This is a genomic window from Paracoccus saliphilus, assembly GCF_028553805.1.
GTDB lineage: Bacteria > Pseudomonadota > Alphaproteobacteria > Rhodobacterales > Rhodobacteraceae > Paracoccus > Paracoccus saliphilus.
The window spans coordinates 647,865-664,546 of the sequence record NZ_CP067140.1; the positions used below are offsets into that span (position 1 = coordinate 647,865).

Genomic DNA, 16,682 nt, shown 5'->3' on the forward strand with positions numbered 1-16,682 from the left:
CGCAGATGGTTGCGTAAATTAGCGGAGTATAGGCCTCGTCATTGGGTTAATGTTACGCGGCGAGCTTGCGGTGTTGCAAGCGCCGGTGTTGGATGGTCTTTCGCTTGATCCTTTCGCGTTGTTTGATGATGGTGTCGGCCTTGTCAAAGTAGGCGTCGGCGGGTGTTACGTTGTTCAGGCTCTCATGGTATCGCCGGTGATTGTAGTGTTCGACGAGGCGCGCAGACAGAGCCTTGTGCGCCATGCGAGCGTCGATGCAGATGATCGGGACACCGCGCTTCTCAAGCTCACGCGTCAGCCAAGTGGCGAGTATCCCGCTTTCATGCACGACACGTTCCGCATCAGGAACTTCCCGGGAAAGATGGTCGGCGATGACATCCGGGTCCGTCGGCAGGGTCGCGCGTTTCACAACCGATCCCTGCGCATCCACAACGCAGACCGAGACCTCTTTCAACGAAACGTCGAGACCAACATAGTTGCTCATGGTCGTTCTCCTCACGGCTTTAATTGGTGAGGCTGATCCTATCAGACCTCGTTCGCCCGGGGAGAGCGACCGCCGCGATCACACCATGTCATTCGCTGTCGTTCGCGTGCTCCTCACAAGATGAGCACTTTGACACTCACGTTTCGCAAAGTAATACGCCTTGATGTGTCTGCATCGAACCTCTTACTGAATTTTGTCGCTAGGGTATCAATCATAAAGCCTCTCTCAGTTCCAAGCTTTATTCGGACGATGCAACGATCTACTAAACTACAAGGATTTATCGCGAACGGGAGTGAATAGTGGCGTTCTGGTCTGGCGAAAAGCTGAAAGAGGAATTGGCTCCGCTCATCACGGGCTATGATGAGAACGCTATCGACTGCGCGGCCTACACGCTGCGGATCGGCAACGAAATCTACATCAGCCCAGATCATAAGGTTGAGATTTTATCGCAGCACACAAAGCAGAAGCTGCGGCCGGGTGAAGGTTTCGCAATCCCGCCTGGTCAATTCGCTTTTCTGACTACCCAGGAAGAAATCACGGTTCCCGATACGGCGATCGCGTTTATCTCGATCCGTGCCCGCCCAAAGTTTCGCGGTCTCATCAATATCTCCGGGTTTCATGTAGACCCCGGCTACAAAGGCCAGCTTGTCTTCTCGGTGTTGAATGCTGGTCCAACGCCGCACCACTTGGAAGAAGGCCAGAAGCTGTTCCTGATTTGGTTCGCTGACCTCGATCGACAGACGGCGATGAAAAAGGAAGAAGACGAGGGGTTCGGCCAAGGAACAGCCCGTGTTGATGTAGAGCAGGGACAACGGGTAAAAACTCATGAAGCTTTTCCGCCAAGGGATGGGATCAACAAGTCGGACAAGGCGGACGCGGAGGGTCTGGCGCAGCTGTCTCGGACCGGCTGGTTCACGAAAGTCCATGTTCGCAGCGAAGCCTCCGACCGAGTGCGGGCGCTGGTGGGGGCGCGAGAACGACTGATCCGCATGCGCAAGGATCTCGAAGCCCATATCCGCGGTGTCCTCAAAACCTTCGGCATCCGCATGGGAGCTGTTCCCAGTGCCCATCATCGCCAAGGATTCCGAGACCAGCTTGCCGAGGCTGGAGCCTGCGATCCGATGCTGGGGCTTGTGGCACAGACCATGATACCCATCCACAAGACACTTTGCGCCTCGGCGGAAGCCCTGGCCGATGAACTGATGCATGTTGCCAAGCAGAATACGTTGGCACGTCGCCTCATGACAGTGCCGGGCGTCGGCCCCCTCGTGGCGCTCAACTTCATCGCGACATTGGACGATGCGAGCAGGTTCCGTCGATCGAGCGATGTCGGCGCGTTTCTGGGATTGACGCCACGACGATACCAATCGGGCGAGATCGACAGATCAGGCCGTATCTCCAAATGCGGAGATGCCGAGATGCGACGTCTGCTTGTATCCGCTGCCGCGTCCTTGATGACACAGGTCAGACGGTTCTCACCTCTCAAGTCCTGGGCGATCCGGCTCAGCGCGCGCAAAGGCTTCAAGAAGGCCGCCGTCGCAACGGCACGCAAGATCGCCGTGATCCTCCATGCCATCTGGCGTGATGGAACCGAGTTCAACTGGAAAGGGGAGCCCGCAACCTGACAAACAGAATACCCGCCTGAGGACAGGGCGGGTTCGGCGTCCTCCGGGACGGTGGCAGATCGATCTCGCGTGAAGCGGTCGAGGTGACGCCAACCGCATCAACCTCGTGAATGACATTCCAGACGATCAGCCCCGGACGCCATCATGAAGCGGCACTGCCTGACTTCGGAGAGAACCAAGACCCCGGCGGACAACAGAACCATGCCCTTGACATCACCGCGATCAGAGAACCGCTTTCCCGTGAGGGCTTTCTGTACTTCGCTCTTGCAGCGAAAGTCTGGTTCCCGCCCGACCTTCAGAACCCCTCGCAGATGCGGCGGGGACCGAGCGCTTGCAGCGAATGACCGAAAGTCCCGCATATCTGCCGCTCGGTCTAGAACCAGTATCTATTCATCTCCTTCAAGAACTCAGGCTTTGTCACTTGAAAGTTCGAAGCATCGCCAATGACTGAGTCGATGCCACAGTGCGGACAGAGTGCTGTTCTCCCTTCATCACACCAGTCTTCAATCTCCGTGGGAAGAAACACCGAACAGCAGTAGAAGCAGCCGCAGTGCTGGCTAGCTGCAAGCTCCGATCGATGATTGGCGCTGTGTGCGTGAGTGTTGGCCGTCAGCACCCATGGCACAGATTTGAGGTTGTGATTTAAGGAGGATTTGGGTCTCGTCGGAGTGACGAAGGAACGCAGATGAGACCCAAATCCTCAAAATCGAAATCACCCTCCAAAGCCCCCGCCGAACAGGTGGTGAAAGATATCCGCCGCAAGACGCGGCGCCACTTCTCGGCGGAGGACAAGATCCGGATCGTGCTGGAAGGCTTACGTGGCGATGACAGCATTGCGGAGCTATGCCGCCGCGAAGGGATCGCCCAAAGCCTGTATTACACATGGTCCAAGGAGTTCATGGAGTGAGGCGTGAGCCGCCACCGGTTCGAGGCCACGCCGAACGGCAAGCGTCGGCTGGCTGGTGACACGGTCCGGGCAGCAACCACCGACGAGGTGAAGGGCTTGCGCCGTGAGGCACATGACCTGAAGGAATGCGTCGCCGATCTGACGCTGGAAAACCGGCTGCTTAAAAAAAGCATGATCGCGGATGGGGAGGTCGACGAATGAGGTATCCCGCAGCTGAGAAGCTCGAGATTATCCGGATCGTCGAGCAATCCCACCTGCCGACAAAGCGCACGCTGGAGCAGTTGGGCATCGCACGCCGAACCTTTTACCGCTGGTATGATCTATATCTGGCAGGCGGCCCTGAAGCGCTGGAGGACCGTCCATCCGCGCCAGGCCGGGTCTGGAACCGAATCCCCACTGCGATCCATGACCAGATCATCGAGATGGCGCTGGAGCAGTCCGAGCTGTCCCCCCGAGAGTTGGCAGTGCGGTTCACCGACGAAAAGCGCTACTTTGTATCGGAAGCCACGGTCTATCGCCTGCTCAAGGCACATGACCTCATCACCAGCCCAGCCTTCGTGGTGATCAAGGCGGCTGATGAGTTCAAACGCAAGACCAGCCGCCCCAACGAGATGTGGCAAACCGATTTCACCTATTTCAAGATCATCGGTTGGGGCTGGGTGTATCTGTCGACCGTGCTCGACGATTACTCGCGCTACATCATCGCCTGGAAACTCTGCACCACCATGCGTGCCGAGGATGTGACCGATACGCTGGAACTGGCGCTCTGTGCTTCAGGCTGTGATCAGGCCCATGTGCGCCACAAGCCTCGGCTACTCAGCGATAATGGTCCGAGCTATATCGCCGGCGAACTGGCTGAATGGATCGAGGCGCAAGGCATGAGCCATGTGCGTGGCGCTCCATTGCATCCCCAGACCCAAGGCAAGATCGAGCGCTGGCACCAGACACTCAAAAATCGCATCTTGCTGGAAAACTACTTCCTGCCGGGCGATCTCGAAGCCCAAATCGAGGCCTTCGTCGAACACTACAATCACCGGCGATACCATGAGAGCCTGAACAACGTGACACCCGCCGACGCCTACTTTGACAAGGCCGACACCATCATCAAACAACGCGAAAGGATCAAGCGAAAGACCATCCAACACCGGCGCTTGCAACACCGCAAGCTCGCCGCGTAACATTAACCCAATGACGAGGCCTATACTCCGCTAATTTACGCAACCATCTGCGCATAATGTTCTGACGACGGACAGTGAGGAGCAGTTGGCCTATCTCATGTGGCCAGTCTCGTTTTCCGAGATCGCAATGCATCGTGAGGCCGATGTCCAGGAACTTCACAATCTTTGTCATGCCTATGCTGGCAAAGCTGAGATAGACTTTTCCCGGTTGGCGTCGCTGGATTTTTATCAACGGCTGGCTTGCGCCTGTGCTAATCGATGGGGGCTCGTTATCGAGTTGCTGATCGACGCGTTCTTGATCGTGATCGACGCGGAAGAAAGCGAGGCAACCTCAGGGCATTTCTGCAAAGCTTTCACTCAGCGAACCGGCCTTCGTCCGGGATATTCCCCATTTGCAATCGACGAATACGATAGGCTTTTTGAAGCACAGAACATATTTGAAATCTGGGAGAAAAAACGGAACGTTATGCGAACTTGACCAAGTGAGGCATACGACGCAATGTATCGGCTCGCGCATAGCGCGAGCTGATTTCGTTTGCAGACCCGTCAAGTTCCGACATGCTCGGAATGCACGCAAATGCCCTAAATCTGCAAGGAATTGGCATGAGGACCTGAGCGCATAAATATTTCTTTATTAATCAATGTGGTGTAGGTGATTCGTTTAGGCTAATCTGGAAATTTGCACTCTTATGCTTTCCTTACATCTGTCGTCTGCGCGTGAGAACGTGGTCCTTGCCGCAGGCAGCCGGTTATGATCGGCTCGGGACAGGACGTGTCCTTGGGGCAATTCGCGAAAGCCCACATTGCCGAAATTCGAGCGCCGAATATGCTGCGCGATGTACGAACGGCAGGAAAGCGAAAGCCGTGATGTGGCATCACGATATCTGATGGACGGCTGGTCAGGGCCGTTCAAGTCGCCGCGCAAAGCGTCAGATTACCGGCCCGCGGCGTCGCCACAAGTCGGGTCCGAGCCCGGTCCATTCGCTCCCTCAACGCCTTGCGAACGGTGGCGTCGCACCACATTTCGATCACTCGGAGCCGCCCCCAGCCTTTCGTGGAGCGGGCATCCGCTTCATCTTTGCCTGTATAGGCTACTTCATTGGTGCGCCCGCCTCGACAACGTTACGATTAACTACCGCTAGCGGCCAGTACCGCCCCAAGGCCTTCTTGCAGGTCCTTGACGAATGATTCCGGAACCTCCAGCGACGGGAAATGTCCCCCGGTTTCAGGCGTCTCCCATCGGACGATTTGTCGGTACCGCTCCTGTGCCCAGGCGCGCGGACACTTCTCGATGTCGCGGGGATATATGCTGATCGCCGACGGGACATCGACACGAAGTTCGGGGTCGAGCACATTAACTCCGCCATGGCTTTCGTAGTAGATGCGGGCCGCCGATGCGCCGGTCCGCGTCAGCCAGTACAGGGTGACGTCGTCAAGAAGGCGATCCCTGGAAATCGTCTCGAAAGGGCTGTCTTCGGTATCTGTCCACTCAGCGAATTTATCGAGGATCCAGGCAAGAAGCCCGACCGGTGAGTCGACAAGCGAGTAACCGATAGTCTGCGGTCGGGTCGCCTGCTGCTTCGCATATGCTGCGCGGTGGAGCCAGAAATCGCGGGTGTCCTCGGTCCATTTGCGTTCGACCGCCGTCAGCCCGTCCGTTGTCAACCCTGGCGGTGCCTGCGCGAGCGTAGTGTGGATGCCAAGAACCTGTGCCGGGAACCTGCCACCGAGGATCGTGGTGATCACACCTCCCCAGTCGCCGCCATGGGCAGCGAATTTGTGGTAGCCGAGCCTTCCCATCAGCTCCACCCATGCGGCCGCGATCTTTCCTGCTCCCCATCCGGTGGTGGCCGGCTTGTCGCTGTAACCAAAGCCTGGCAGCGACGCTGCCACGACGTGGAACGCTGGCGCATCTGGATCTTTCGGATCTGTCAGTTCGTCTATGACATGGGTGAACTCGGCAATGCTGCCTGGCCAGCCGTGTGTCAGGATCAGGGGCGTGGCATCTGTGCGGGTGGATCGGCGGTGCAGGAAGTGGATTCTCAGATCTTCAATGGTCGTGCGGAACTGGCCGATCCGGTTGAGGCGCGCTTCGAACGACCGCCAATCATACTCTGTGCGCCAGTAGTTCAGGATGTCGACGAGGTCGGCGAGAGGAACGCCCTGTTCCCATCGGCGAGGGCCGGGCGCGGCGCGATGGACCGTCTCGGCCTCCGGCAGACGCGCGGCGGCCAGCCGTGCGCGAAGATCATCGAGGTCAGCGTCAGTTGCGTGGGCTTCAAATGCTTGCACGTCGCAGGTTTGATGGTTCATGGGATAGCCCCGGAATGACCCGTCGTGGCGAGGCGCCTGAGTGCGGCAAAGCACTGACGAACAATTTTCGCCCGTTCAATGCGCCCCTGTTGGCGGATTTGGTGAACCGCCTCCTGATCAATGCCGGAGGCCGGAACCCTGCGGACGGGATCACTTTCAGCAGTACAATTAGAAAAACTGTATCCCATATTGATATATCTCCATATGCATAACTCATAAAGATTAGCAATTTATGGCGCTTAATGCTTGTCAGTAAAATTGTATTACTGTTAGTTTTTCTATCATGATAAAGCGAAACGATATCGCCTGGCTGCCGCTGAATTCCCTGCGTGCTCTGGCAGCGGTCCATGAAACCGGCTCTGTCGGTGCCGCTGCGGATATGCTCAAGGTGACGCATGGCGCGGTCAGTCAGCATCTACGAGGCTTGGAAGACCGCTTGCAGCGCAAATTGTTCACCCGTTCCGGCAATCGCCTGGCCATGTTACCGGACACCGCAGACTTGGCCGATAATCTCCTTCGGAATTTCAGGGCGATTGCCGGTGATGTCGACCAATTGCGGCGTGACGAAAACATCCTCAACATTACAGTGACGCCGCATTTCGCCCAGCATTGGCTGCTGCCACGCCTTGGTGAATTTCTGCAACTCCATCCGGAAATCGACCTGCGCATCAACACCGATGCGACAGTGCATGATCTTGCAAGGGATGATTTCGACGCCGCTGTCCGGCATGGCGACGGGAACTGGCCGGGGGTAAACTGCGAAAGGCTTCTTGAAGGTTGGGATGCTGTCGTGGCGGCGCCGTCGGTTCTGGAATCCGTTTCCATTCAAACACCCCTGGATCTGACCAAGCTACCATGGATTCTGGATGAGGATCGGGACGTCGAAATGTCCAATTGGTTCGACGATCACGGCGTGGCCCATCAAGCTCATACACGAATCACCCGCCTGCCCAGCGCGCTGACGCTTGTCGCGGCACTCGACGGGCATGGCGTGGCATGGCTGCCCCATGTTTATGCTGTGCCCTATTTGGCCAGCGGGCGCCTGGTGCAATTGTTCCGCGACGACCGGTGGCCGGTACAGAATACACGCCACTATTACTTGTGCTGGGCTGACAACAAGAACCGTCCGGCTTTCAGAACATTCCGGCAATGGATAAGGCGGCAACTTCCAGATTAGTCGAGTAACGAAGCCAGCTTCGGAGCGACGCCCGCTACGTCCGTCATTCGACCGCGCCACGTTTTCGTATTCGCAGCGAATGGCCGGTCTGGTGAAGCTGTGCCGCAGCGTTGGACGACTTGGTCACTGTCGACAAAGGGCCGTTACCGATTAACCCCCCGGGGAGCAGTTTACTCCCGAGCCGTCGTTACCTTGGCACCCTTGTCTGATGCCGGTTGCGTGATCCAGGAAAGACCTGCTGACAGCACACACAGGGCCGCCATCGCCCAGGCAATCGCCGAGAATGCGGCGTCACTTGCAGCAAGGCGTGCGGCTTCCAGCATTGGGGAAAGTTCGCCCGGGGGTTCGCCAAAGCCGGGGACGGAGGCGGTCTCGTCGCCCAGCATGGAGGCATAGCGATAGGCGGCGAGACTCCCCATGGCTGCGACCGCGATCAAGCCTGCCACGCGGGAAATCGCATTGTTGATTCCCGACGCCGCCCCAGTGTCCTCGTCTTCAACCGAGGTCATCACCGCTGTCGAAAGCGGTGACACCACCAGGGCCATGCCCAACCCCATCACGATCATCGATGGAAATACCGCGAACCAGAAACTGTGCGTGCCCGAGCCGACCGCAGCGGCCAGCCCCGCAAAGGCCGCGGCCACGATCATACTGCCGACAGTCATCGGCAAGCGTGGTCCAAGACGATCCGACAAATGCCCGACGGGGCCGGACAAGACCGCAATGGCCAGCGACAGGGGTAGGAAGAGGACGCCGACCGTCGCCTCAGCCAGGCCCCAACCGGCGATAAGCAACATGGGCAGATAAAAGAGGATGCCCGACAAGGCAAAATAGAGAAAGAAGGTCGCTGCGTTGGCGCCCGAGAAAGCCCCAATCCTGAACAATGACAGGTCGATCATGGGTGCTTTCTGAAAAGCCTCCCAGATGATGAACCCGAGAAGTGCGACCAATCCCCCGGTCATGAAGATAGCCGTCGAGCCGGATGCAGTCTGATCGGCCTCGGCAGCCGGCGCGGTAAGAGCGTAAGCCAGGGAACCGAATGCGACGATCGCGAGAACGGCCCCGACCAGGTCGAGCTTGCGCTGCCCCGTCGCCTCGTCCGGTGGAACTTTCAGCAAGAGCAGGATGGCGGCACCGCCAAGCGGCAGGTTGATTGCAAATATCGCGCGCCAGATACTGTCGTCGAAGGCGGATAACAGAAAGCCCCCCAGCACCGGACCAAGCGCGGTCGTCAGGGCCGAAGAGGCTGCCCAGATCCCGATTGCCCGGCCTCGCTCGTCTTTCGGATAAGCCTTGGCAATGATTGCAAGGCTTGCGGGAACCATGAATGCCGCGCCCGCGCCCTGCGCGGCTCGGGCCAAGATCAGAAAGCGCACATCTGGCGCCACCGCACAAATAAGTGACGCCACGATGAACAGGATGATCCCGGCGATGAAGATGCGCCGCAGGCCGAACTTGTCACCCGCGCTTCCACCAACGAGAATCAGAGCCGATAGCGTCAGGGCATAGGCGTTGGAAATCCACTGCGCATCGGCGAGAGACGCGCCGATATCGCTGCGAATTGCCGGGATCGCAATCGAAACCACCGATCCATCGATGAATCCGAGCGCGGAAGCAAGTATGGCCGCGATCAGGACAAGACGCCGCTGCGACCGGGGGCAAAATGAACCGCCCCCTCCGGGAGCAGAGGAAAGAGGTATCGGATCCGGATTGGCCTCGCAGGGGGAATGCATATGGACAAATCTAGCTGCAGCTTACGTCTCTGACAATGAGGACGCCACCATCCGTAGAGTTGGTCATGCTGTGCGTTGCAGTAGCGGTAGCAAAAGGCAAGCTTCGCTGAGGCGGAGATCCGGTCTAGAGCCCGAATTGGGCTGATGCTGTTGAAAAACTCGCCGACGATCTTCGGCCTGGAATGGTGCCGCACGTCCTCTTCAGGGAATTCCTTCCATGCCTGGCGTGCGCTTGATCGGCTTCTTCAGCCAATCTGCATCGAGGGGGCGTTTGCCGGGCGGAGCTTTGCCAGTTTCCGGAGGTTTTGGGCGGTGGCGGCGAGTGTGAACTCGTCCTTCACTCCCAATGGCCCCCCTCAACCGCAGTCGGCTGAGCCCCAGGATACGTTTCAGATGCGCGAAGAGCATCTCGATCTTCTTGCGCCGTCTCGAGGCCGTCTCGTTGCAGGCTGAGCGTTTCGCTGTTCGGGCAGCATTGCGCCTTCAATGGACAAGCCTGGCAGTCGGCTTTCGCAGCGCGATACCTTCGTGGTTTCATCTCGTTCGAGAAGCGCGCCGGGTCGGAATAATTTCGCCGCGCGTGGCACAGTTCGTTACCTTCTGGGCAGATGTAGCGGTTCTCTGATCGCGGTGATGTCAAGGGCATGGTTCTGTTGTCCGCCGGGGTCTTGGTTCTCTCCGAAGTCAGGCAGTGCCGCTTCATGATGGCGTCCGGGGCTGATCGTCTGGAATGTCATTCACGAGGTTGATGCGGTTGGCGTCACCTCGACCGCTTCACGCGAGATCGATCTGCCACCGTCCCGGAGGACGCCGAACCCGCCCTGTCCTCAGGCGGGTATTCTGTTTGTCAGGTTGCGGGCTCCCCTTTCCAGTTGAACTCGGTTCCATCACGCCAGATGGCATGGAGGATCACGGCGATCTTGCGTGCCGTTGCGACGGCGGCCTTCTTGAAGCCTTTGCGCGCGCTGAGCCGGATCGCCCAGGACTTGAGAGGTGAGAACCGTCTGACCTGTGTCATCAAGGACGCGGCAGCGGATACAAGCAGACGTCGCATCTCGGCATCTCCGCATTTGGAGATACGGCCTGATCTGTCGATCTCGCCCGATTGGTATCGTCGTGGCGTCAATCCCAGAAACGCGCCGACATCGCTCGATCGACGGAACCTGCTCGCATCGTCCAATGTCGCGATGAAGTTGAGCGCCACGAGGGGGCCGACGCCCGGCACTGTCATGAGGCGACGTGCCAACGTATTCTGCTTGGCAACATGCATCAGTTCATCGGCCAGGGCTTCCGCCGAGGCGCAAAGTGTCTTGTGGATGGGTATCATGGTCTGTGCCACAAGCCCCAGCATCGGATCGCAGGCTCCAGCCTCGGCAAGCTGGTCTCGGAATCCTTGGCGATGATGGGCACTGGGAACAGCTCCCATGCGGATGCCGAAGGTTTTGAGGACACCGCGGATATGGGCTTCGAGATCCTTGCGCATGCGGATCAGTCGTTCTCGCGCCCCCACCAGCGCCCGCACTCGGTCGGAGGCTTCGCTGCGAACATGGACTTTCGTGAACCAGCCGGTCCGAGACAGCTGCGCCAGACCCTCCGCGTCCGCCTTGTCCGACTTGTTGAGGCGCGCAGACAGAGCCTTGTGCGCCATGCGAGCGTCGATGCAGATGATCGGGACACCGCGCTTCTCAAGCTCACGCGTCAGCCAAGTGGCGAGTATCCCGCTTTCATGCACGACACGTTCCGCATCAGGAACTTCCCGGGAAAGATGGTCGGCGATGACATCCGGGTCCGTCGGCAGGGTCGCGCGTTTCACAACCGATCCCTGCGCATCCACAACGCAGACCGAGACCTCTTTCAACGAAACGTCGAGACCAACATAGTTGCTCATGGTCGTTCTCCTCACGGCTTTAATTGGTGAGGCTGATCCTATCAGACCTCGTTCGCCCGGGGAGAGCGACCGCCGCGATCACACCATGTCATTCTCTTCATCCCAGGTGAAGTCGGAACGTGAAAACGTGCCGTCAGTACGCTCACCCTTGTCGATCACCGGGATGAAGGGCAGGTTCTGCCGCTTCAGGACGATCTCGACCAGGCTTTCTTCGGAGCCAAAGGCCGTATCGGCCACCAGCCAATCCGGGCGGATATCGAAGCGCTCTGTCGTGCGGTCCAGCATCGTAAGCGTGGAGCCGACCTCGGCCTGCCGAACCGAACGGCTCGCTTCAACATCCATGATGATCCCGTGATCCGTGTCGATCAGGTAGTTGTCCGAACAAGCGAAGAAGGCCGGCCCTTTGCGCGCTGTCGTCCACTGACTGGCGGGATCGGCATGGGCCGCGAACTTGGGTTTGACGGGCGTGGCTGCACCGAAGGCTTCCTCATCGAGCGTGTCGAGATACTCGCCACCGCCCTCGGGGCCTCCGCCGGATCGATGGTTGAGGCGTCCCATTCGCTCTGGCGGCTGGAGCTCTGCTTGTGGACATCGGCGCTGATCAGGCTGGCATCGACGGCAAAGCCCTGACCGCCGATCAGGCCATGGGCAATGCACTGGGCAACCACGCGCTCGAAGACGTGACGGAAGATATCGCTGTCGCGGAACTTGCCATGTCGAAGCTTCGAGAAACTCGAGTGATCCGGCACCGTGTCCTCGAGTCCGAGCCGGCAGAACCAGCGATAAGCGAGGTTGAGGTGAACTTCCTGGCAGACACGCCGCTCGGACCGCAGCCCCATGACATAGCCGATCACCAGCATCCGGATCGTGAGTTCAGGATCGATAGAGGGTCGACCGGTATGGCTGTAGAAACCGCGCATCTCCTCGTGCAGACCGGTCAGATCCAGGAAGCGGTCAATACCCCGAAGGAGATGGTCGGGGGGATGTGCGTCTCGAGATCGAACTCGTAGAAAAGCCGGGTATGGACCTTCTGCCTTCCAAGCATCGCAATCCCTCCAGAACCCTGTAACCAATGGGAATCAGAAGCCTCGATCCCGATCAAGCCCAGAGTTTTTCAACAGCATCAGCCCTGAGCGTAAGGTCAGAGGGTGCCAGCATCTTGGTGTTCGTCGTAAGACGATCCAACTGTTTTTGTAACTCGATGGTGGGCGTGTGATGTCTCGAATCCGGCTTTTTGGCTATTGGCTTCCTGTTCACGACGAGGCCTTCGTGGTGATCAAGGCAGATGACGAGTTCAAACGCAAGACCAGCCGCCCCAACGAGATGTGGCAAGGTTAATGCCGAAAGAGGGGCGAGAGAGATCGATATAGAGCTGGCTTGAGCGACAGTCGAGTTGGGGCCCTTCCTTCATCTTTAAACTGAACCGTCTCCGCTGTAATCTGTCGGCTACCATAGGTCAGGACCTAGCAGACTGCTGAAATAGTCCTGTCTCGACAATGATTTGAGAACATGATTCACCCTCGGCACGGTAACGGCGGGGGTGAAGATGCGAGGAACGGACGAGACGAGCGGATCGCTGTTCAGCTTGTCCGTCATCAGAACAATTGGCACATCTCGGGGCGTAAATTAGCGGAGAGTTGGGCTCGTCATTGGTTTGATCCTATGCGGCGAGCTTGCGGTGTTGCAAGCGCCGTTGTTCGATGGTCTTTCGCTTGATCCTTTCGCGCTGTTTGATGATGGTCTCGGCCCTGCCGAAGTAGGCATCAGCGGGCGTCACGTTGTTCAAGCTTTCATGGTATCGCCGGTGATTGTAATGTTCGACGAAGGCCTCGATCTGGGCTTCGAGATCGCCCGGGAGGAAATAGTTTTCGAGCAGGATGCGGTTTTTGAGGGTCTGGTGCCACCGTTCGATCTTGCCTTGGGTCTGGGGATGTAGTGGCGCGCCACGCACATGGCTCATGCCCTGCGCCTCGATCCATTCGGCCAGTTCGCCCGCGATATAGCTCGGGCCATTGTCGCTGAGCAGCTTTGGCTTGTGCAGCACGGAGCGCTGTCACAGCCCGAGGCTTCCAGGGCCAGCTCCAGCGTATCGGTCACATCCTCGGCACGCATGGTGGTGCACAGTTTTCAGGCGACGATGTAGTGCGAGTAATCGTCGAGCACGGTCGACAGATACACCCAGCCCCAGCCGATGATCTTGAAGTAGGTGAAATCGGTTTAACGCAAGGAAGATTACCCGAAGCTTGACGTATGACGTGGCGGTATCCCCGCAGCGTGCGTTGCATGTGTATGCCCTGTGTACGGGCTGTGCACGTGCGGTGTACGTAAATCACAGCCCGAAACCCAGCATTTGCTGCGTCAAGCCGCATCTGTGTTGCGTGCGGACTCCATGTGCAACGTACGGTCCCGTTGCGTCGCATGGCCGATGGCAAGACAGAAGAAAGCCGGCCCCTTTCGAGGCCGACTTCGCTTTCCGGATACAGGATGGGCCAAGCCCGTCAGGGACGCAGGGTCTGAATGGTTACATAGCCCAATGCCGGCCCGATCCATTGCCGCGAGACCGGGATTTGCCCGCCTTGCAGCATGAAGCTGTTCTGGAAGCTGACGCCATGTCCCTGGCAGCTTTCGACGATGACTCCGGCCTTCGGACCGGGGCCGACATCGCAATCGAAACTAAGCGGACGCTCCAGCCCGTCGCCGCTGAAATAGCGCATCACCCGCGTCGCACTGCCCGAGCGCCCGGCCCGGATCAGCCCTGCGGTTCCGGGCTCTGCAACCGACAGGTCATCGCCCAGCCCGCGTGTTCCGACCAGCATGCCGTTCCGCATGATCAGCGCTTCTTCCGAAGGAGTCATATAGGTCCGCATGCCGCCATTCTGGTCGGTCATCGCCATGACCTGGCTGCGCCCGAGAGATTCGAAACCCGCCATGATCAACGGGTTAGGATTGACCCGCAGCGCTTCGGCGGCCTTCTCGGCCGGTGACTTCGGCGGTTTTGCCGGTGCCTTGTCCTCCGTGCGCCGGGCCGCGACGGCCTCGCCGACGGTCTTGGCGGCGATGACGAAGGGACTTCCGGCCTGATCGGTGGTTTCGTTGCCGCAGGAGGCCAGAACGGCGAGTGCCGCGCAGGCCAGGGCGGCCTTGTGGATCGAACCCTTGCTCATCTCCAGAACCTCCCCCAGCCTTCATAGAGCTTGACCGAATGGCTGTCGCGAACCTTGTCGTACAGTCGTCCGTTGACGTTCACCCGCGAACCGCCATCGCGGGACAGCGCGCGAAGGGTGCTGCCCGCGCGTTGACGAGAGGGTTGGCCGGTCGCCCAGGAAATCGGGATCGAGATGTTGATCCCCTTGTCGAACGAGCCTTCGCCGAATTCGTCCTCGCTCAGGTCGGTCTTCGTGGCGAAGGCGCCGATCCGCCAACCATTCGCGAATTCGCGCGTCAGGGTGATCGTGGCGCCACGGTCCCCCGCCAGGTATTGCCCGACATCGAGTTGCGCCGTGTAGCCCTGGGCGAATTCATAATAGGCCGAGACATGCCCGGTCGTGACCTCGTAATCGCGGAAGCCGAAGACATCGTCGAAGTCGCGCTTGCGGACCCGGTTGATCTCGGCCCCGAAGGCCAGCGGCGAATTGACGGGTTTCCACAGCGCTTCGGCTGAAACCCCGCCATAGGCTTGCTCCAGCAGACCGGCGGTCACGCGTGTATAGACCGTGTCGGTGGGGCGCGCATACCATGCTGCCGTCAGTTCCGGGATCGTTGGCCCGTCGCTGCGATACATCCGCGTATCCGAACGAACGCGCGGCACGCCTTCGGGCGTGGTTTCCAGGCTGGGATCGGCCTTGTATTCCTCAGGCGTGTAGTGCTCCGCAGGCTGGCCGGGATTCCTGCCCTTGCTCGGCCCACGCTGATCCATGCTGCCGAAGGCGCGCTGGCGCAGCGTTCCGGCGAGGATCAGGCCCGGCATGACCTCGTAGGTCGCCCGTGCCTCTGCACCGACTTCATAGCGCAGCGGCTCGCCGGGATCGAACAGCCCCAGGTCGAGATATGGCCCGATATGCCAGCGGAAGCGCGGATACATCCCCTCGGTTGCGACCAGGTCGCCGGGATAGGGACGGGCATCGGTCAGGGCCGCGGCACTTGCGATCTTGCCGGCCTCGGTGTTCTCCAACCTTTCGACATCCGAGCGGCGCAGCGTTACCGACGAAGTCGGGACACCGTCCGCGGAAGAGGTAATGACCAGCGTTTCCACCGAAGGCGGCAGTGCCCGCGTCATCAGGCGCGCCGTTCGGCCGACTGCCTCTGCCTGCTGTATATAGCGCTGGTTGCGAATCCGCACTTCGGCACGGTTCCCCGACAATGCCATGGCTTCGAGCAGCTGCCCCTCCTTGGCGAGCGCGTCGGACAATGCCTGCTGGATTGCCGGTTGCGCCGTGGGGTCCTGCGCCCATTGGCCCGACCAGCCTTCGGGATCGGCTGCGGGGGCGGGGCGCGGGCGAACCGGGGCAGGGGCCTTTTCCAACCCTGACGGGTAGGGCGCCTTGCGCGGGTTCAGCGAGAACGAGAACTGCGCACCGAAGGTTTCTCCGCCAAGCGTATAGAGGCCGACCTCGTAGCCCTGCCCAAAGCGGTAATATGCGGCGAGATTCAGATTGCCCGGCTCGTCACCGCCGAGACCGTCGACCTCATGGTTGTAGCTGTCGCTCGAATATTCTGCGGCGAGGCTCAACTGATCGTTGACCTGCCATGTGATCGAGCCGAAAGGCTTGGCGCTGCCGGAAAACCAATCATCGACATTCGGCTTGCCGCCCTGATCGCCATCCTCCAGCGGCCAGCGGGTTTCACCGGCAATGCGTCCCCAGCCAATCCCGGCAGAGGCGCGGACGGTTGGCGTGATGTTCTTGGTCGCGACGATATATTCGCCCGAATAGACACCGGTGCCCACGAAATCCTGCAAGCCGACCGCGACGGCCGGGCGCCATCCGGCCTCGTCCAGAACCTGAACGCGAAGATCGAAGGAACGGTCCCAGAGATGGTCCTGTCTGTTGCGCCTGTCCTCGATCCCCTCGACGCGGGAATAGCGCAGCACCGCGGTCAGGCGCGGCATGGCCTGGAACACCACATTGGTGCGTCGCGCATATTCCGAATAGGACAGCGTGCCGCCCAGGGTGCCGTCAGGCAGTGCCTCGGCCGTGGGCGTCTCGATCCCGCCGGGCATACCGAATGTGGACATGTTGCGCGCCTGCATCGGCTCGGCAATGGCGGTGCCGGTGACCGACCCGACCAGGAAGGCGACTGGAAGGGTGGTTGCCATCAGGCGGCTCGTCAGGCGGGAACGTCGCATCGGCGGCATCCTTGGTAAAAGCGGTTCAGGTGA

General features: G+C 59.4%; 8 protein-coding genes and 7 pseudogenes. 6 read left to right on the forward strand and 9 right to left on the reverse strand.

The genetic code is table 11. The annotated features are described in order from the left end of the window. Positions 1–52 precede the first annotated feature (52 nt). A pseudogene (locus JHX88_RS03055) lies at positions 53–214 on the reverse strand (IS3 family transposase); the annotation flags it as partial. A 569-nt stretch (positions 215–783) separates the two neighbouring features. On the opposite strand from JHX88_RS03055, the pseudogene JHX88_RS22290 reads away from it, so the two are divergent. The 4 genes and pseudogenes from JHX88_RS22290 to JHX88_RS03070 form a co-directional block, all read left to right on the forward strand. Beyond that, a pseudogene (locus JHX88_RS22290) lies at positions 784–1,152 on the forward strand (dCTP deaminase domain-containing protein); the annotation flags it as partial. Between the two features lie 156 nt (positions 1,153–1,308). After that, positions 1,309–2,109 (forward strand): annotated as a pseudogene (locus tag JHX88_RS22295) (IS110 family RNA-guided transposase); the annotation flags it as partial. Positions 2,110–2,794: 685 nt separating this feature from the next. After that, a pseudogene (locus JHX88_RS03065) lies at positions 2,795–4,194 on the forward strand (IS3 family transposase). Positions 4,195–4,279: 85 nt separating this feature from the next. Beyond that, on the forward strand, positions 4,280–4,672 hold the full coding sequence (locus JHX88_RS03070; RefSeq protein WP_141225966.1) for a hypothetical protein: 393 nt from the start codon (positions 4,280–4,282) through the stop codon (positions 4,670–4,672). Between the two features lie 650 nt (positions 4,673–5,322). On the opposite strand, the gene JHX88_RS03075 is transcribed toward JHX88_RS03070, so the two are convergent. Next, on the reverse strand, positions 5,323–6,507 hold the full coding sequence (locus tag JHX88_RS03075) for an epoxide hydrolase family protein (RefSeq protein ID WP_076529176.1): 1,185 nt from the start codon (positions 6,505–6,507) through the stop codon (positions 5,323–5,325). 283 nt (positions 6,508–6,790) lie between these two features. Between JHX88_RS03075 and JHX88_RS03080 the strand changes: the two genes are divergently transcribed. Further along, on the forward strand, positions 6,791–7,684 hold the full coding sequence (locus JHX88_RS03080; RefSeq protein WP_076529174.1) for a LysR substrate-binding domain-containing protein: 894 nt from the start codon (positions 6,791–6,793) through the stop codon (positions 7,682–7,684). Positions 7,685–7,854: 170 nt separating this feature from the next. Here JHX88_RS03080 and JHX88_RS03085 read toward each other — a convergent pair whose 3' ends face one another. The 4 genes and pseudogenes from JHX88_RS03085 to JHX88_RS03100 form a co-directional block, all read right to left on the reverse strand. After that, a complete protein-coding gene (locus JHX88_RS03085) occupies positions 7,855–9,270 on the reverse strand; it encodes an MFS transporter (protein ID WP_272848170.1) in 1,416 nt (471 codons plus the stop codon). A gap of 392 nt (positions 9,271–9,662) precedes the next feature. After that, positions 9,663–10,036 (reverse strand): annotated as a pseudogene (locus JHX88_RS03090) (transposase); the annotation flags it as partial. 228 nt (positions 10,037–10,264) lie between these two features. Then, a complete protein-coding gene (locus JHX88_RS03095; protein ID WP_146364680.1) occupies positions 10,265–11,305 on the reverse strand; it encodes an IS110 family RNA-guided transposase in 1,041 nt (346 codons plus the stop codon). An 87-nt stretch (positions 11,306–11,392) separates the two neighbouring features. After that, positions 11,393–12,350, reverse strand: a pseudogene (locus tag JHX88_RS03100) (transposase); the annotation flags it as partial. 170 nt (positions 12,351–12,520) lie between these two features. Between JHX88_RS03100 and JHX88_RS03105 the strand changes: the two are divergent. Beyond that, on the forward strand, positions 12,521–12,643 hold the full coding sequence (locus JHX88_RS03105; protein ID WP_272848171.1) for a hypothetical protein: 123 nt from the start codon (positions 12,521–12,523) through the stop codon (positions 12,641–12,643). Positions 12,644–12,965: 322 nt separating this feature from the next. Here the strand turns inward: JHX88_RS03105 and JHX88_RS03110 are convergent. The 3 genes and pseudogenes from JHX88_RS03110 to JHX88_RS03120 all read right to left on the reverse strand — a co-directional run. After that, a pseudogene (locus JHX88_RS03110) lies at positions 12,966–13,522 on the reverse strand (transposase); the annotation flags it as partial. Between the two features lie 281 nt (positions 13,523–13,803). Continuing rightward, entirely contained in the window at positions 13,804–14,469 is a 666-nt protein-coding gene (locus tag JHX88_RS03115; protein WP_076527386.1) for a YjbF family lipoprotein, read from the reverse strand. Then, positions 14,466–16,649, reverse strand: coding sequence for a YjbH domain-containing protein (locus tag JHX88_RS03120; protein WP_076527387.1), 2,184 nt, complete (start codon positions 16,647–16,649; stop codon positions 14,466–14,468). The genes JHX88_RS03115 and JHX88_RS03120 overlap by 4 nt, the downstream gene beginning before the upstream one ends. Positions 16,650–16,682 lie beyond the last annotated feature (33 nt).